Origin of the sequence: Roseivirga sp. E12, from assembly GCF_017592825.1 — a bacterium.
In the GTDB taxonomy this organism is placed as follows: domain Bacteria; phylum Bacteroidota; class Bacteroidia; order Cytophagales; family Cyclobacteriaceae; genus Roseivirga.
Genome location: NZ_JAGFMD010000001.1, coordinates 595703 through 613857 on the forward strand (window position 1 = coordinate 595703; position 18155 = coordinate 613857).

Annotated in this window: 16 protein-coding genes; 4 read left to right on the forward strand and 12 right to left on the reverse strand. The window is 41.3% G+C overall.

The features are described 5' to 3' along the window. Window positions 1–666 precede the first annotated feature (666 nt). The 4 genes from J4E76_RS02550 to J4E76_RS02565 form a co-directional block, all read right to left on the reverse strand. On the reverse strand, window positions 667–1848 hold the full coding sequence (locus J4E76_RS02550) for a lipopolysaccharide assembly protein LapB (protein WP_208501031.1): 1182 nt from the start codon (window positions 1846–1848) through the stop codon (window positions 667–669). Window positions 1849–1876: 28 nt separating this feature from the next. Beyond that, window positions 1877–4417: a DNA gyrase subunit A gene (gene gyrA / locus J4E76_RS02555; protein WP_208501032.1), complete on the reverse strand. Its 2541-nt coding sequence runs from the start codon at window positions 4415–4417 to the stop codon at window positions 1877–1879. A 124-nt stretch (window positions 4418–4541) separates the two neighbouring features. Then, the gene (locus J4E76_RS02560) at window positions 4542–5657 is read right to left on the reverse strand and encodes a hypothetical protein (protein ID WP_208501033.1); all 1116 of its coding nucleotides are present in this window, start codon (window positions 5655–5657) and stop codon (window positions 4542–4544) included. Between the two features lie 116 nt (window positions 5658–5773). Continuing rightward, window positions 5774–6229: a hypothetical protein gene (locus tag J4E76_RS02565; RefSeq protein ID WP_208501034.1), complete on the reverse strand. Its 456-nt coding sequence runs from the start codon at window positions 6227–6229 to the stop codon at window positions 5774–5776. Window positions 6230–6383: 154 nt separating this feature from the next. On the opposite strand from J4E76_RS02565, the gene J4E76_RS02570 reads away from it, so the two are divergent. Then, entirely contained in the window at window positions 6384–6773 is a 390-nt protein-coding gene (locus J4E76_RS02570; protein ID WP_236017260.1) for an arsenate reductase family protein, read from the forward strand. An 885-nt stretch (window positions 6774–7658) separates the two neighbouring features. Here J4E76_RS02570 and rpe read toward each other — a convergent pair. The 3 genes from rpe to J4E76_RS02585 are packed head-to-tail and all read right to left on the reverse strand — an operon-like array spanning window position 7659 to window position 10684. Continuing rightward, on the reverse strand, window positions 7659–8312 hold the full coding sequence (rpe, locus tag J4E76_RS02575; protein ID WP_208501035.1) for a ribulose-phosphate 3-epimerase: 654 nt from the start codon (window positions 8310–8312) through the stop codon (window positions 7659–7661). A gap of 31 nt (window positions 8313–8343) precedes the next feature. Beyond that, entirely contained in the window at window positions 8344–9960 is a 1617-nt protein-coding gene (locus J4E76_RS02580) for a S8 family serine peptidase (RefSeq protein ID WP_208501037.1), read from the reverse strand. Further along, complete coding sequence (locus tag J4E76_RS02585) at window positions 9944–10684, reverse strand: hypothetical protein (protein WP_208501038.1); 741 nt, start codon at window positions 10682–10684, stop codon at window positions 9944–9946. Before J4E76_RS02585 ends, J4E76_RS02580 begins: the two co-directional genes overlap by 17 nt. Window positions 10685–10893: 209 nt before the next feature. On the opposite strand from J4E76_RS02585, the gene J4E76_RS02590 reads away from it, so the two are divergent. Then, the gene (locus tag J4E76_RS02590) at window positions 10894–11469 is read left to right on the forward strand and encodes a phosphoribosylanthranilate isomerase (RefSeq protein ID WP_208501039.1); all 576 of its coding nucleotides are present in this window, start codon (window positions 10894–10896) and stop codon (window positions 11467–11469) included. Window positions 11470–11558: 89 nt separating this feature from the next. Next, window positions 11559–12053, forward strand: coding sequence for a histidine phosphatase family protein (locus J4E76_RS02595; RefSeq protein ID WP_208501040.1), 495 nt, complete (start codon window positions 11559–11561; stop codon window positions 12051–12053). A gap of 64 nt (window positions 12054–12117) precedes the next feature. Here the strand turns inward: J4E76_RS02595 and J4E76_RS02600 are convergent, their stop codons facing one another. Together J4E76_RS02600 and J4E76_RS02605 are read right to left on the reverse strand one after the other, a co-directional pair. Further along, entirely contained in the window at window positions 12118–13032 is a 915-nt protein-coding gene (locus tag J4E76_RS02600) for a lysylphosphatidylglycerol synthase transmembrane domain-containing protein (RefSeq protein WP_208501041.1), read from the reverse strand. Further along, entirely contained in the window at window positions 13013–13957 is a 945-nt protein-coding gene (locus tag J4E76_RS02605; RefSeq protein ID WP_208501042.1) for a glycosyltransferase family 2 protein, read from the reverse strand. The genes J4E76_RS02600 and J4E76_RS02605 overlap by 20 nt, the downstream gene beginning before the upstream one ends. A gap of 81 nt (window positions 13958–14038) precedes the next feature. Between J4E76_RS02605 and J4E76_RS02610 the strand changes: the two genes are divergently transcribed. Then, the gene (locus tag J4E76_RS02610; protein WP_208501043.1) at window positions 14039–15622 is read left to right on the forward strand and encodes a glycosyltransferase family 39 protein; all 1584 of its coding nucleotides are present in this window, start codon (window positions 14039–14041) and stop codon (window positions 15620–15622) included. A 1-nt stretch (window position 15623) separates the two neighbouring features. Here J4E76_RS02610 and J4E76_RS02615 read toward each other — a convergent pair whose 3' ends face one another. Genes J4E76_RS02615 through J4E76_RS02625 form a run of 3 tightly spaced genes read right to left on the reverse strand, consistent with a single transcriptional unit; the run spans window position 15624 to window position 18146 of the window. Continuing rightward, the gene (locus tag J4E76_RS02615; RefSeq protein ID WP_208501044.1) at window positions 15624–16268 is read right to left on the reverse strand and encodes a phosphatase PAP2 family protein; all 645 of its coding nucleotides are present in this window, start codon (window positions 16266–16268) and stop codon (window positions 15624–15626) included. Further along, window positions 16265–16927, reverse strand: coding sequence for a tRNA (guanosine(46)-N7)-methyltransferase TrmB (gene trmB / locus J4E76_RS02620; protein ID WP_208501046.1), 663 nt, complete (start codon window positions 16925–16927; stop codon window positions 16265–16267). The genes J4E76_RS02615 and trmB overlap by 4 nt, the downstream gene beginning before the upstream one ends. 1 nt (window position 16928) lies before the next feature. After that, complete coding sequence (locus tag J4E76_RS02625) at window positions 16929–18146, reverse strand: folylpolyglutamate synthase/dihydrofolate synthase family protein (RefSeq protein ID WP_208501048.1); 1218 nt, start codon at window positions 18144–18146, stop codon at window positions 16929–16931. Window positions 18147–18155 lie beyond the last annotated feature (9 nt).

Below are 18155 nucleotides of genomic sequence, written 5' to 3' on the forward strand. Positions count from 1 at the left end.
ATTTAGTGAAAGGCCGGCCTGCAGGGCGAGCATCATTAAGACAGATCCACAAAGCTATATGGAGATTGCCACGCTACGCTCACAATGACGTCCTGGAAATGAGCCTCAGCTCAGCACACAGCCTAATAAAGCGCAGGCTCACATGTGCCTGCCTGTCGGCAGACAGGTTGTGACAGGCACCCCGAAGCTTCGATGCTAACGCCTGACAATCGTCTGTACGGATTTAATCAGTACTACAGGACGTACACAAGAAAATAGAGACTAGGAATTTGGAGAAGATATGAGTTGCTAAGGGGTGCTGAGAAATCTGCTTGAGCTGTTTGTCGGCAAGTCAGGCACGAGCGCAGACATAACATCATTATATAACATGACCTGTGTGTAAGCTTGAATTCCATTAACATATAATCTGTGGTTATAGCACTAAAGATGCTAGAACTGATTATGAGTTAGATGCTTCGGAAATTAGAATGTAGTAATGGAGACCGTTCATTCCGCTTGACATAAAACCAACAGTTATCTCACTGAAGTGTAGATAACGGTTTTATGTAAAATACTCCGCAAGCTTCGTATTGCGCGGAATTCACTATATTAGTTACATAATTTATATTATGTAAAATAGAGTAATCATAAAGAAAGGGAAGATCTCTCCTCCCTTAATACTTTTGACTAGTTACCGCCTTCTTCCAGCTTCTCTAGTTTGTCTAACGTTGCATCTCTTTTTTCATCCATGCCTAGCTGGTCATAGATAGTACTCAAAGGTCTTAGTGCATATACGTCATTCGGATCTGCCGCTAATAACTTCTCGAACATTGGTAGTGCTTTATTGAACTTATCATGAGCTTCCTTCTTTTTCGCATCGTATGTGGCATCATCATCAACGCTCATACTCGCCTCTTTCATGATTTCTACACCTTGGTTAAAAATTACTGAACCACCTACGTAGAATGCATCTAGGTATTCTGGATCTAACTCTAGCGCTTTCATTGCACTTACTTCAGCATCAGCTAACTCTTCGTTGTTCCACTGAAGGAAACCTAATGTGTAGTACGTTACTTTATCAGCTCCACCATCGGCTACAATCTTCTTAAGGTTAGTGATGGCCTCGCCCATCTTCTCAGCTTTGATCAGTACTTCTACTTCCCAGTTGCCGTAAAGCTTTTCATCAGGAAAAGAGTCTTGAGCACTTCTGATTACTTCAAGGGCATCGTCATACTTTTCACCGTCAATGCTATTCTGGATTAGCTTCTGATAAGCATACGACTTGTTTGAATATGCTTCTTCTGCTGCGATTACTATTTTGAAATACTCTGCAGCCTTTTCTACGTTATCCACATTATCAGCTGAATAACCAGTAAAGAAAGCACGATCTACACTTGGTGTAATCTGGTAAGCCAAATCCAGGTATGGATATGCTTTAGCATAATCTTCCTCTCCTAAGGCTTTGTTAGCTACACTCACCAACCAATACTCTAGTAACCCTATTTGTTGACCACCAACCGCTTGAGTCTCATCTAGTGGGTTAGTAAGCGCAGGCTCCAAAATATCTTCTTTTGCCTTTGGCTCAGCAATTTCGAGTGCTTTGTTAAACCTATTCAAACTTTCACGCGCTTGGTCCAGGTCTTCAAGACCACCATCAATAAATCTTTGAAGGCTAATTTTACCAAGTAATGAATAAACACTTGAGTTGCCACTTGTTTCGGCATTTTCTGAAGCTTGTTTAGCCAGCGTCTCTGCTTCTTCGTAAGAGCCTTTCTTAAAGGCCTTTTCTGCACTTTTCATAACTTTTTTCTGGGCAAATACGCCCATCACTAAAAGTGAAAGTGCCGCTGTGAAAAATAACTTTTTCATGAGTATTGTAATTCTAGTTAAGTCTTAATTATTCCTCTTTATTATTCTCATCCGAAGGCTCAGCAGAGTCTTCAGTTGTAGTATTCTCATTTTCAGAGGTCACAACCTCTTCTTCCTCGCCCTCTATCTGTTCAATTTTCTCGACAGAAGAAATTGCATCTCCATCGTTTAATCGAATGACGCGAACGCCCTGCGTAGCTCGTCCCATGACTCTTAAACCATCCACCGAAATACGGATTGTGATTCCAGATTTGTTAATAATCATTAAGTCATCGGTATCGATTACCTCTTTAATTGCAACTAAGTTACCAGTTTTCTCGGTAATGTTAATGGTTTTAACACCCTTACCGCCTCTTTTGGTAATTCGGTAATCATCTATTGGAGAGCGTTTGCCGTATCCTTTTTCTGATACGACCAACAGGTTAGCATCTTCCCTAGCTACACATACCATGCCAACAACCCGATCGTCTTCGCCTTCAAGGGTCACTCCTCTCACTCCTGCAGCCGTTCGGCCCATGGCCCTCGTCTGAGTCTCGTGGAAGTGTACAACCTTACCAGATCGCTTACCAATGATGATGTGATTATCTCCATTTGTAAGCTTAATTTCTAGTAAACGATCGCCTTCGTTGATGGTAATAGCATTGATTCCGTTCGTTCTAGGACGAGAATATGCTTCTAATGTAGTCTTCTTGATAGTACCTCTTTCAGTACACATCACTACATAGTTGTTATTGATGTAATCTTCGTCCTTAAGGTCTGCTACGTTGATTACCGCCCTGATTTTATCTCCTGGCTCAATGTTAATCAAGTTTTGAACTGGACGTCCTTTGGAAGTCTTTCCACCTTCAGGCAGTTCCCACACTTTCTTCCAGTATACCTTACCAAATTCGGTGAAGATCAATAGGTAGTTATGGGTCATACCCACAAATAAGTGCTCTGTGAAGTCATCATCCTTAGAGCCGGCTCCTTTTGAACCTACTCCACCTCTACCTTGTGTTCTGTACTCAGAGAGTAATGTTCTTTTGACGTATCCTTGATGAGAAATGGTGATTAGCATCTCTTCATTAGGAATCATGTCCTCAGTGGTGAAGTCTTCGGCAGAATGGATAATATCCGTTCTACGCTCATCACCATAACGATCTTGGATTTCGATCAATTCGTTTTTGATGATCTCCATTCTCAGTTCTTCTTTCTCAAGAATTTCTTTCAAACGGGTGATCAACTCCATGATCTCATCGTATTCCTTTTGGATTTTCTCTCTTTCAAGACCTGTTAGTCTCTGGAGACGCATTTCCAAAATGGCTTTTGCCTGAATCTCGCTTAGCTTGAATTTCTCAATCAGTCCTGCTTTCGCAATCTCAGGGTCTCTTGAGCTTCTGATCAAATCAATAACAGCATCCAGGTTATCCAGGGCGATCAGGTATCCTTCTAGAATATGAGCTCGCTTCTCAGCTTCTTTTAATTCGTACTCCGTACGCCTGACAACAACCTCATGTCTGTGCTCAACAAAGTGCTTAATTAAATCCTTGAGGTTCAGTGTATAAGGCCTTCCCTTTACAAGTGCTACATTATTAACACTAAAAGAAGATTGCAGCTGCGTATACTTGAATAAATTATTCAATACAACATTGCCAATCGCGTCTTTCTTGAGCTCATAGACAATACGCATTCCGGTTCTATCTGACTCATCTCTTATGTCAGAAATACCTTCAATTCTCTTTTCATTGACTAAACCAGCAGTCTTTTCAATCATACTGGCCTTATTTACCTGATAAGGTATTTCGGTCACAATGATTTGCTCACGGCCAGTCTTGGTAGTCTCTATATCCGCTTTTGCACGGAGTACTACTCTACCTCTACCCGTCTCTAGCGCTGCTTTTACGCCTGTATAACCGTAGATGGTTCCACCAGTAGGGAAATCCGGTGCAGTAACGTGCTGCATCAATTCAGCTACTTCAATCTCATTATTGTCGATATAAGCCACAATACCGTTTACAACCTCAGTAAGGTTGTGTGGCGCCATGTTCGTGGCCATACCAACTGCAATACCCGAACTACCATTTAAAAGCAAGTTTGGCAACTTGCCGGGTAATACGGTAGGCTCTTTTAGGGAATCATCAAAGTTGAATTGGAAGTCAACTGTGTCTTTGTTGATATCCGTAAGTAATTCTTCTGCAATTCTACGTAGACGCGCCTCTGTATAACGCATTGCAGCTGGTGAGTCACCATCTACAGAACCAAAGTTACCCTGGCCGTCCACGAGAGGATATCTCAAGGACCATTCCTGCGCCATACGCACCATGGTGTCGTACACGGATGAGTCACCGTGTGGGTGATACTTACCGAGTACTTCTCCTACAATTCTTGCTGATTTTTTATAAGACTTATTCCAGTTAACACCGAGGTCTAGCATGCCATATAATACCCGTCTGTGCACGGGCTTTAGGCCATCTCTAACGTCTGGTAGTGCTCTTGAAATGATCACCGACATTGAATAGTCGATGTATGCTCCTCGCATCTCATCTTCTATGTTAATCGGGATGATTGTTTCCTTATCTCCTTCTGCCATAAACTACTTCAAAAAGTATGGTTTTAATAAGGCAGCAAGATACCAAATTATTCTGTTTTACGAGCCGGAAATGACGCCTTTAATTATCATTTCAAGACTTATTTTTTCTGGGCTCTGAGAAAGCTTAGCCGTTTGGCTTTCGTCTAATTCTATTTTGGCCAAAACGTGGGTTTTGCTTGCGATAAAAGGGTCTTCCGCGGTAAATCTTGTTGTTGAAAATATGCTCCATTTGCACTTGATCAGCCTTGTATTTATTGCGCGGATAGATAGGGTATTTAAAGAGTAAACCAAGGTCAATGCTGAAGACCGAAAATTTGTGTTGAATATTGACCAAATCATTGGAGACGGTGTAGCTCCTCATTTCAAATGATGGCCGGATATATCCTTTGAAATATTTAGAGAATTTCATCTGAAACATCACGCCTATATTAAAGAAGGGGTCGTAATTGACAACCTCCTTATTGACTTGCTTAGCCTTTACTTTCCAAACCCCTCCGAGTACATCTGCATGAATAGAATAATCTCCCAGTGTATAAAGGTTGTAACTCAACGAGCCGAACAGCTTGGTGGTAGACAGTTTAGTCTCTGGCAGTGTATACCCTCGAAGCAAGTCGCTTACATCTTGAGTAGATGCAGGGTTCCTAAATTTAAGAGAACCAAAGCCAATCCCTCCTCCTATGCGGATCATATCGTCATCGAGGTAGATCTTCTCCTTAGTACGTTCATAATGCCCTTTATCAAGCTTCTTCAGGCTCAATGAAAAACGAAATGTCAATGGATTGATTCGACCATTGTTATTATAAGTGAAACTCGATGTATCAGTCCTGACGATATGACTATCGTCATCAATTCTTTCTATTCCTATTGGTGTAAGGTCTGTAAACCAGTTGTCAAAGGCATTTATTGGCGTTGTAAGCCCCTGTTCTTCGTCCAGGGGAACAATGTATAGCAAATCACCTCTAGGGTCTCTAATGACCGAAACATCAGTGAGTGGGTTGCGATAAGAGAAATAACCGACTCCCTTTTCGATACTGAAATTAAAGCGGTTGATCGTTTTTCTGATAGGGTTGACAAGTCGTCTTTGAAGTTGTTTTTCCTGCTTCTCGAGGTCAGGAGCTTCTTCAATAACAAAGCCTGAAACATTGGTCTTTTTCTTCTTTCTTTTAAACAGTTGGGCTTCTGCTTGATGGCTCAACGTAAAGGTGAGGAAGATCAGAAGTAGAAAGGACTTATTTTTCAACAGGCGCAGATGTTTTCTTTATAAAGGCAAACTAAACCAATTATTATGGAAGGCATAAAAAAAAGACTGCTAAAAGCAGCCTCTTTCGTATTAGTATATTAAGGTTGATTAAGGTTCTATTCTGCTGACATTCCGGCCATAAGCCCGTCAACTTTTGCTTTTATCGAGCTATCGCTTTTATAAGCTTTTTTAATTGCATTGTACTTTTTCACACCCAAGCTATATCTAGCAAGGTTGTTAACCACTGTACCAGCAGCTTTCTTTCTCTTGTCTACTTGTCCTTGAACAGTAGTGTAGAATTGCTTTTCAAAGTCAGTTGCATCTGCAGGAAGGTTCGCTGCCTTGCCTTTTGCTGCTTTGTCCAACTCCACGTAACGATTACCATCAATCCCCTCTTGCTTTTCAATCAAGCTATTTACATAAGGGCTGATTTTATCAGTAATCGATTTTTGTGCCATTAGTATTACTGCATAATCCTTTACATCCTCATCAGTAAAGTCTTGTGCACTTGCAGCATTTACCCCCACAAACACAAACATCAGTGTTGCCAATACGGCCTTCGTTAATCTCATCATCTCAATTAAATTTTTAGTTTATAAGAGAGCTAGTTAAACTCTCTTCTTATATAGTTAGTAGTTTGGTTGCTTTTAACAGCGATACAAAAAAAGGGATTTGTCTAAAACATACAAATGAAAACGCCCCATTTCTGACATAAAGCTCATATTTTTGGACACATTATTAAAATTTGACGAATATTCTTCATTCATGCGTAAAGTTTACTACCTCTCAACCTGCGATACTTGCAAGCGAATTATGAACAGCCTCAACCTAGAGGGCTTCATTAAACAGGACATTAAAACAGAATCTATAAGCGATGATCAGCTATCCGAAATGCACGGACTTGCTGGAAACTATGAAAGCTTGTTTAGCAAAGTGGCTAGAAAGTACAGAGCACTTGGATTGAATGAAAGAGACCTGTCCGAGAAGGAAATTAGAGACTATATACTGGAGGAATACACATTTCTAAAACGACCAGTTTTCCTTGTTGATGGTCAAATTTTTATTGGTAACAGTAAGAAAACAGTAGCCGCACTGTCTGAATTATTGAATGCTTAGATCCTTCCTATCGTCAGGATGACTAAACGATAGAGATATACGAAAAGCCATTTAGAACTTCATTCCGAAGCACGAGGAATCTTTACTATTAACACTGAAGAGAACTTTCTATATGGATAAGATCCCTCCTTTGTCGGGATGACTAAGCGATTGAGATATACGAAAAATCATTTTAGGACGTCATTCCGAAGCACGAGGAATCTTTACTATTAACACAAAAACATAAATTGTGGTTAAGACCCCTCTTATGTCGGGATGACTAGAAGATACAGTTAAGGGGCAAGTCATTTTAGATCGTCATTCTGAGCCTGCCTGGCGGCAGACAGGTGTAACGAAGAATCTTTACCATTAACACTGAACAGGACTTTCTATATGGCTAAGATCCCTCCTATGTCGGGATGACTAAGCGATTGAGATATACGAAAAATCATTTTAGGACGTCATTCCGAAGCACGAGGAATCTTTACTATTAACACAAGTGCGTCATAGCGCCAAAGGTCCCTCGGTAAACTCGGGATAAGAAGGCTTGAGCACAAGTATGTACTCCTCTTTTCACTCTGAGTCTGTCTATCGACAGAAAGGTGAAGCGAAGAACTTCTAAAACTAGATGTAGTCATTTTTGGGACGGCTAAGATCCTTCCTATCGTCAGGATGACTAAACGATAGGGATATACGAAAAGCCATTTAGAACGTCATTCCGAGGCACGAGGAATCTTGACCATTCATACAAGAACATGTGTATCGATAGAGACCTCTCAGTAAATTCGGGATAAAAAGGCTTGAGCACAAGTATGTACTCAGGATGAAAAGGACAGCGTATATGCCGATTTTGTTTATGCTTAGTTCTCTTCTATTGCCGAGATGACAAGAAGGAGTAGGTATAGATCAAATAGATTTTAACTCTTGAATTGTGTCTATCGGGTCTACAGACTTAAAGACAAAGCTACCTGCCACAAGAATATCAGCACCTGCCTCCAATAGTTTTGGGGCATTATGGATGTTAACACCACCATCAATCTCTATTTGAGTATGTGCATTGTTCTCAGCAATGATCTCCTTCAGTTGCCTTACTTTCTTGTAAGTGTTTTCGATGAACTTTTGCCCGCCAAAGCCAGGGTTTACAGACATGATACAGACCAGATCGATATCACAAATGGTATCTTCTAACAACTGAACATTCGTATGAGGGTTAATGGCAACCCCTGCCCTACAGTCCATCGACCTGATCTCTTGCAACGTTCTGTGTAAATGGTCGCAAGCTTCATAATGCACTGAGATATTGGCCGCACCAGCGTCTCTAAAAGCCTTCAGGTACTTTTCTGGCTTCTCAATCATTAGATGAACATCCAAAGGCTTCTTTGCATGTTCATTGATCGCATCACATACGGGTAATCCAAAAGATATATTAGGCACAAAAACTCCGTCCATAATATCTATATGAATCCAGTCTGCCTGACTTTCATTTAGCATTTCAACGTCACGTTGAAGATTAGCGAAATCAGCAGCAAGTATAGATGGGGCAATAATTGGGGAATTCATGCTCAAATATAATCCAATATTGATTTATGAACTATTGTGCTTTGATGATCTTTTTGGTGACTACACCGGAAGGTGTTACTAACTTTAGAATCAGTAAGCCACTGGTAACACCGGTAAGATCAATTTGAAACCTATTATAGAACAAGTTTGGTCTAAAGTTGTAGTCTCGTACCACCGAGCCTTCACTAGTGAGTAGTTGAGCATTAATAGAGGTACCTACAAGATCTTCCTCAAAGGCTACGGTGAAATAAGGTAAATCCGTTGGGTTTGGATAGGTTATGATACCGTTCTCTATTGGAATCAAGGCTTCATTAGCAATTCTTGAGGCTCTCATAAATCCGGGGATTCCGTAGCCAAAGAGATTGTTTGGCTCATCGGCCATATTACCTGACCGTTTGATTATATCTCTAATCTCACTAGCAGCCATTTCAGGAAATGCTTCTATAAGACCTGCCGCCAAACATGTGACTAAGGGTGCCGAAAAGGACGTACCATTTTGAAAACCAATTGCTCCTGAACTTGTCAACAGTCTTGTGCCTACGCCTTGCGCTACAACATCAGGCTTTATCCTTGCATCAGCGCTTGGCCCGACACTACTAAAGCCAGACAGAGTCCCTCCTGCATCTACTGCACCAACCGTTAAAACATGTTCACTATCGGCAGGGGCAGTGATAATCCTCCATGCATCATCGCCAGAATTACCGGAACTTGTCACCAGCACAATACCCTTAGAAGCCGCTATGTTCGAAGCCCTGGTAATAACGGCAGTATTGCCATCCATATCAGCTACGGAATAATCCATACTGTCATCCTGAAACGAATCATTATAACCTAAAGAGGTATTAATTACGTCTACCCCAGCACTATCCGCCTTTTCTGCCGCAAAGAGCCAGTTGTATTCTTCAACTCTATATTCACCTGGTGCTTCTGTTACTGCCAAAAAGTACTCAGCGTTCGGTACACCACCTATTATGTCAAAAGTGTTAGCAGCAATCAAGGACATCACTCTCAAACCATGGTTGAAACTGTTATCGACATCGGGCCGATTCCTCGTAAAATCAAACGTATACGATATCCTATTGCTTAGAACAGCATGCTGAAAAGCAGGCAATGAGGTGTAGTTTTGAAAGCCATCATCTAGAATAGCAACCATTACGCCATTTCCCATAAAATTAGCTTCGTGCATTAAATCAAGTTCGAGCATTTGAAACTGCCTTTCAACAATTCGAGATGGTTCGATTGGGCTGTCAGTAAACTTTGCTCTGCCAAAAGGAATTGGCGTGAGTATATCTCCGGGTGCCACATATTCCACGCTCTCAACTATGTCAAGTGATTCGACTTCACCCACTTGACTTGACTGCATTTGAACCAGCACTCCATTCATCCATTTGGTAGAGAAGTAAGTTTCGATTCCCAAGCCAGCCACCTGATCAATGTAGGACTGATTGACAGGTAAGTCTTCTTCGCTTACCAGAACATTGTTTTTTAATCTTCTGGCGAGTGACCTTTGCGATAGAAATGCTTGAGGATTAGTAACTGAATAAGGACTATTGGCTTTGTCTTTAAAAAAGACCATATATCGATCCTGAGCGAGGCTAGTCGCGGATATAAATAGTAAAAGGAATATGGTGCTAGTTACCCGCGTCATCTAAAAAGCCATGGGCCGTGAGTTCTTCTCTGTAATAACGTCCCGATTGAACAATTTCTTGTAAAGCACACGGTCCAACTGTACAAAACCTCAATTGTTCATACTCTTTTCTCACCAAACCGATACTATCTGCATAAACCTCAGTTCTGAGATCTCTAAATGTTACATCAATACCATCAGGGTTTTGACTTCGCTCATTACTAACCTCAACAACTGTCGCTTTCAGGAAAGTATTAAAGCCTTGAGTGAATGGCTCATTGAATGTCAGATACTTTTGAACTACAGGCTCACTGCTATTAAAAAGGTTTCTATCCCACCTACGGGTAGTATCAACAGGAAAGACCATTTTTTGTAAAGGGAGATTGTTTTCTACAGATACAGCCCACTCTCTCTCAACTCTGGCCGACCATACTGAATCAAGCTGCCAAGGCTGACTGCTATTGTCTCGTGTTAATCTATGAACCAGCCTTGATTCGATGCCATTGACAGTAAACTCATCCCTCACCTCTTCCCTAAGTTGGTACTCAAGGGTATCGCTAATGTCTACCGCCAGGTATCGGATTTCGTATACATCGTATTCGCGATACTTATTGGGGGCTAGAAAAAAGAAAGACTTTCCTAAGTCCGGATCTAAAGGTGGCTCGGCATCTTCAACATTCGTATTACCGCATGAAGAGATGATCACGAGTAAGGATAAAAGAAGATATTCAAGTCTAAAGCGCATTACTGTAAAATTAACAGGTTTAGGTGATGTATAGTTAACGTTGTTCCACTAATCTTAGCATGTCGTCAGTCGGCAGTCACGTAATGAATACATGTATTTAATGAAAGACCCTAACGGCATGGCAGAGAATCTCTTCTAACACGTTCATATCGCTTGTCAATTATAGATTTTATTGCCTTAATTTGCGTTCGATTAGCGATTTGATCATTATGGCTCTAAGAACTTTTGTACGTGTAAATGGAATTAACAACCTCAGTGATGCGCGCTATTGCGCTGGTATGGAGGTAAATGAACTTGGTTTTAATATCGAAGCCGATCACTCCAATTACACTGATGCAGAAAAGTTTAAGGAAATGTCCGACTGGCTTTCCGGTGTTGAGTTTGTAGGAGAAATCACAAATGAATCAACTGATATTAAGCAGGCAATTGAAGGCTATGCATTAGATGCCTTGCAAATTGAAAATCTGAGTCAAATTGAATCAGCTCTATCGACTGGTTTGAAAGTAAGTTTTGTAGCTAAAAGCCTTGATGAAGCGATCGAAGCTTGGACACTTTCAAATGAGAGCCTATCACACATTCTTCTATCGACTGATCAAACCTCAGATTATCAGTTCCCCGTTTTATTGACTGAAGGGTTTGATATCAACAATCTCGACTCCATACTTAAATCTTCGACTGCAAAAGGGATTGTTCTGGAAGGCGGAAGCGAAATAAGGCCTGGATACAAGGACTTTGATGAGCTTGCCGACATCCTGGAGTTATTAGAGATTGATGACATGGCCTAGCTGTTCATTCTTGCCATTCCTATAAAATATCCCTCCCACGATACGAAAATCGGTCACTACTGATTACCTTGATTTCATAAACTATTGATATGAAACGAATTGCTCTTATACTTTTTATCTCTGCATTATCCATTAATGTAAATGCTCAAACTGATGTCACCACCTTTATTCTGGTTCGTCATGCCGAAAAATCCAAGGATGATCCCCGTGATCCTAGTTTGTCAGAGGAAGGAATTAAGAGAGCGAAGGCTTTGAATGAAATCTTGACACAAGCTGACATTGCGGCCCTTTACTCTACCCCGTATAAAAGAACGAAGAGCACAGTACAACCGATCGCAGATGCCAAAGGACTTGAGATCACGATTTACGATCCAAGAAGTGCTGATTTCCTTAAAGACATAATGGAAAAATATAAGGGGAAGACAGTGGTGATTTCAGGTCACTCCAATACCACCCCTCTTGTAGCCAATCTTCTCACAGGTTCGGACCAATTCAAACAGCTGTCGGAAGATGACTACAGCAAGATATACATGGTGAGTGTAACCGAACTGGGAAAGGGAACCGCTACTATTCTTACTTACTGATCTGAGAGCTTGTACTAATGAGTTACTCTGTATTACTGTTTCAGTAATGCGTTAAGACTATAAGTCATTCAGGAGTTTCTGATACTATGGGCGTTGTGGCATCGGGCTTAGGTGCGTGTTTACCTATCTTCAGGTAAAGAACCCCCAACAGAGAGCTTAACAGCGTGATTAGAAAAAAGAGCGAGGCTAGTGCCACAGCAGCTGTTTCGTTTAAACCAAAGAGTTCGTGTCCTACAGTAAATGTCAACTCTCTTACACCTAGTCCTCCTGGTAAAGAGAACGGTAATGCTGCCAATACTGAAGACACTAAAAAGAGCGTGAAGTAGTCAATAAAACCACTATCAATATGCAATGCTTTCAGAATAAAGAATGCGCAGACAAGCTGCAAAGACTGCACACCAAGGGCCTGCAGATTCGTAATGTGATTGACTTTCTTAAAGGTTTTGAAGAAAACATTTACCAAGACATAGTATGCAGGGTATGCTAAGACTAATCCTATCCAAAGCAAAAACCCATAACCTTCCATCGCATCTTTAGCCGAGCCCAGCAGACCTAGGCCAAAAGCCAAGAAGCCCAAAGCAACGACACCGCTGATCCTATCTAAGAGCGTTGCTGCAATTAATCCTTTTAAGGGTGACTTATAAGTCTTATTAAGCAGATAGACCTTATAGCCATCGCCACCAATACCACCGGGAAGGAATTGATTATAGAGCATTCCTAGATAGTAGAGCTTGAGATTAAAGTTTTCAGAGAGTTTGAGTCCTAGAGCTCTAAAGAAATAGTTCAGTCTGAAGGCACTGAGCAGCTTAGAAGCATTGAAGGCCATAAAGGCTATGATCAAAGGACCAATCTTAGCACCTAAAAGACTGCGCTTCAATTCATCTACATCTATTTCGTTCAGTACAAAGTAGATTGCGATTGCTGCAATTACAACTTGGCTAAAAAGCTTACCCCAACGTTTAAGCCTTTGCTTGTCCAATGTAGGTTTCTTTCAAACGATAGACTGTCTTGTTTTGAGACTCATAATAGGTCCTCATCATGATCTCAACAATAATTCCCACGGTCACAAATTGTATCCCTGCAAGAATCATAATGCTTCCCAAGAGTAGCAAGGGTCTTCCCCAGATATCGGCACCCGTAGCAAACTTATAGATGACAAGATACAGGTCGATCATAAAGCCAATACCAAAAGTGATGATTCCCAAGCCTCCGAAAAGGTGCATTGGTCTTCTTAAATACTTCTGAAAGAAGATCATCAAAATCAAATCGGCCATCACCTTGAAGGTTCTGTTGATTCCGTACTTTGATTCCCCATGAATCCTTGCATGGTGGTTAACATCCACCTCTGTCATCTTCGCTCCTTGAAGCTTAGCCAAAACGGGAATAAAACGGTGCAATTCACCATATAAACCCAAATTCTTAGCAATGTCCTGCTTATAGATTCTTAATGAGCATCCGTAGTCACTCAAGCGGACATCTGTAGTATTTCTGATAATCCAGTTGGCGATTTTACTAGGGAACTTTCGCAAGACGAAGCCATCTTTTCTGTTCGCCCTTACACCAGCTACTACATCCATTCCAGATTCTTCGAGCTTTTGCATCATCTTTGGAATGTCGGCAGGATCGTTCTGTAAGTCACCATCCATCGTGACGATATAGTCACCTTGAGCAGCGTCAATACCGGCAGACATAGCCGTGCTTTGCCCATAATTCTTATTGAATATCAAGAGCTTGGTGCGGTCGTTGGCAATGGACTTAATGTTTTCCACTGTTTTATCAGTAGATCCATCATCAACTAAAATCAATTCGTAGTCAATTCCTTCGAGGGCCTCGTACTCTTTTTCACAGAGTGGAATCACATTATCTTCTTCGTTGTAAACGGTAACAACAACGGATAGCTTCATAGCAAAAATTTGAAGTTGCAAAGTAAAAGAGTTCTACCTCAAATACCTAATAAAGCGCATTTCGTGTAGCTTTGCCCTTTCATGAATAAGCATCTCCCCCTTGCTATAATTCTTGCACTCGCATTTGCAGTATCGTTCGCCAATATTGGAGGGCTCGATGTCTATGCCCTAGACGAAGCAAAAAACGCGGAAGCAGCCAGAGCCATGTTCGAATCGGGAGATTATGTGGTACCCTATTACAATGGGGAATTAAGAACCGATAAGCCTTCTCTGCATTACTATTTTATGGCAGCAGGTTATCAACTCTTTGGAGTCAACGCCTTCGGAGCACGATTCTTTTCTTCGATAATGGGTGTATTGACCATACTAATCACCTTCCTCTTTGTCAGGAAGAACTTTAGCGAAAAGGCGGCCATAAATAGCGCATTGGTGCTGATCGCCTCCATTCACTTCAACTTACAATTTCATATGTCTGTGCCAGATCCATATCTGGTCTTCTTTACCACATGGGCATTCTTCTCATTTTATGAGGCGTATAAGACCAACAGTAAATGGCAGTTGCTTTCTTATTATTTTGCCATTGGCTGTGGACTACTTACAAAAGGCCCTATTGCTTTGGCCCTACCGGGTTTGACCGCTTTAGCCTTCCTGATTTTTAATCGGGATTTTAAATGGAAGACTATCTGGAGACTTCAGCCTTTCGGAGGAATCATTGTCTCGTTGCTAGTTGCCTTTCCTTGGTATTGGCAGGTGCACAAAGCTACCAATGGTGCATGGACGGATGATTTCTTTTTCAAGCATAACTTCTCTCGCTATTCAGATGCTATGGAAGGTCATGAGGGTTTATTCTTATTGACTTTTGCCTTTGTCTTTGCTTTAGGGATGCTGACTTTCCTTCCCTTTGTATTTCAGTCACTGAAGCACACCTTTCAACAAAGAAAGAATGATGCCTTACTCTATTGTGGCCTCGCTGTGGCCATTATCTTAGTCTTCTTCGCTACGTCTAGCACTAAGCTTCCGAACTATACAGTACCGGCATATCCTGTTCTGGCTGTGATTTTAGGAGTTTATGTGAGTCAAATTAAGTCATCATGGTTAGATAAGCTGGGGAACAGAATTGGTCTTATTGCCTATGCTGTACTTCTCATTGGCTTTCCTATTGGTATATATTTCGGTCTAAAGGGAGACAAAACGATAGCTCACCTGACTGATTTGAGCTACTACTTTATCGTACTAACTATTGCAGGCATTCTCATTCTGTTTTATGCCTTTGGTAAAAAGAATATCGAGGCTGCATTAAGAGTCAATGTTTCCGCTTGGATTGTCGTGATCATACTCTTTTTCTACTTGATTTTCCCGAAAGTAGATGCCGAAAATCCAGTGAGAAAGCTAGTACCACAAATGGATACCAGTGCCAAAGTCATTTCCTTTAAGCGACTTAATGCTGCTTTCGTGTTTGAGCTTGAGAGAGAGATTACGCGATATAATGATTTAGTCGATATCCAGAAGACTATGCTCCAATATGAGAAGGGATACATAATATCCCGTACTGAGTATCGCACAGAACTTGAGCAGATCCCTGGCGTCAAGTATGTGTCTGAGGCACGCGATCTGTTCGAAAACCCTACTTCGCTTCTTATGATGTGGGATCGATCAAGGCAATAGCTTATCGCTTTAGAAGACCACGTTGTAGCTTCGTCTTTTCTGACTGATTGCGCATCAAGTATACAGAGATCACCACCGCTATTACACCGAAAAGACTTCCTACATAGACATCTCTAGCGAAATGCTGGATTAAGTAGATTCGCGATAGCCCCACCAGTACAGCCGTCACAAAGCATAGGGTTTTCAATGCTTTGTTCTTTACAAGTAGTATCAAAAAGAAAAACAGTACAAATCCAGAAGCCGTATGACCTGAAGGAAAGCTATCATAACCTCGAACCGTCACTCCCTCGACAAAGTTGAGTGTATCAATTTGATCCGCAAAGAATGTCTTAGGACGCGGCTCTCCTGCCGAAAGCCATTGCTTAAATACATGCACAAATACGGTCTGTAGAGCTACTGCTATCATGAATGTCAAAAAACGATAGTAGTTAGAAAGCAAAAGGCCAAGACCAAGAACTCCAAGTAAGACTCCGTCACCCAAATAGGTCCAGTATTTAAAAAAGGCATCGAAGAAAGGTGTATGGCGCTCATTTAACCAAAGTACGACATCACCATGAGCCGTAAGCACTAGTATGACACCAAATACTAAGAAGTAAAGTGCCGTTAGCCAGTTTACTTGTTTTCCAAAAAGTTCTTGATTGCTCATTTATCGAACCTGAATTTCAGGTATTTTATTTTCTCACCCAAGTCCAAGTACTTCTGCTCGAAATTGGTTTTGATCCCGTAGTGGTCATCTACATACTCGGAAGCATATAGATCAAATGTATACTTAAGGTCAAGAATGTCCTTACGCTCATTTAAGGTCTCAATTGTATACTCAAAAAGGTCAGTGTTGTCAGTTTTGAAGTAAACGGACCCGGTATCACTCAGCAGGTTCTTATACATATCCAAGAAGCGTGGAGACGTAAGCCGCCTTTTTATATCACGATCTTTTGGCCTTGGGTCGGGAAAGGTGATCCATAATGAATCAATTTCTCCAGGGGCGAAAAAGCCTTCAATATTGTGGATTAAAGTTCTAAGAAACGCCACATTCTCAAGCTTCTCATCGATTGCCTGCTTGCTTCCAGTCCAAAGCCTGTCTCCTTTTATATCGACACCAATGAAGTTCCGATCTTCAAATACTCTGGCCAGGCCGATCGTGTACTCTCCCTTGCCACAACCCATTTCCACTGTAATAGGCAGCTCATTCTTGAAATGAAGCCCATTCCAGTTTCCCTTAAGGTCATTGAAGCCTTCCTTCCCCTCTTGCAAAAGATTCGGGAGTAATTTATTCTCGTCAAAGCGTTTTAGCTTAGCTCTTGGCATATTAAAGATTATCTATTTCGGCCACCACAAATGTACTACCTCCCACAAATATCAAGTCATTCTCTTCCGCTCTATTTCTAGCATGAGTCATTGCTTCATTGACATCTCTGATGAATTCGGCCTCGATGTTTAAGGCATTCACTTTTGATTTTAGAACCTCCAATGGCATGGCACGAGGAACGGATGATTGGCAAAAAGTCAAATGAGCATTCTTCGGAATCATGTGGATCAAATCATCAATATTCTTGTCATTGACAAAGCCCAGAACCATGTGGAGCTCTCGAAATTTTTGATCATTCAATTGATCAACTATGTATTGAAATGCATCTTTATTATGACCTGTATCACAGATAGTTAAAGGATTTATTCCTATAGTCTGCCAGCGACCTTTCAGCCCTGTACTTCTGACCACATTCAAGAGGCCTTTCTTAATGGCTGGTTCTTCAATATCCCAACCCAAATCACCAAGTACTTCAATCACTTTAAGCACTCCTGAGACATTCATTTGCTGATAGCCGCCCTTCAAGTCAGTTTCTAAGGAAGTATCTTTATCGGCATAAGATATTTGAGCTTTTCGAGAAGCTGCCACTGAATCAAAAACAGGTTTAGTCTCTGTATTGAGTTCACTCACTACAACAGGGACGCCTTCCTTGATAACCCCGGCCTTCTCCCGAGCTATTTCTGGCAAGGTGTCACCAAGCATCTCCATATGGTCGAAGCCAATATTGGTAATCAGACAGATTTCAGGTGTGATAATATTGGTAGAGTCTAACCGCCCCCCTAATCCTACTTCTATAACCGCTATATCTACTTTTTCTCTTGCAAAGTGGTCAAAGGCCATGGCCACAGTCATTTCAAAAAACGAGGGTTGGATTGTCTCAATGACTGCTTTATTACTTTCTACGAACTCAATCACCGAGAGGCGTGAGATTTCCTGACCATTGATCTTAATCCGTTCCGTAAAATTCTTCAGGTGTGGAGATGTATAAAGCCCAACTTTCAGGCCTGAAGCCTGAAGTATTGATGCAAGCATATGGGAAGAACTACCCTTACCGTTGGTTCCAGCGACATGAATGCTCTTAAAACCATTTTGCGGATTACCTAGATGTTCGCATAGCGCTATGGTATTAGACAGATCCTTCTTAAAAGCGGCCTTACCTACACGTTGATACATTGGGAGTGCTTGAAAGAGATAGTCAAGCGTCTCTTGGTAGTTCATGCTGCGAAG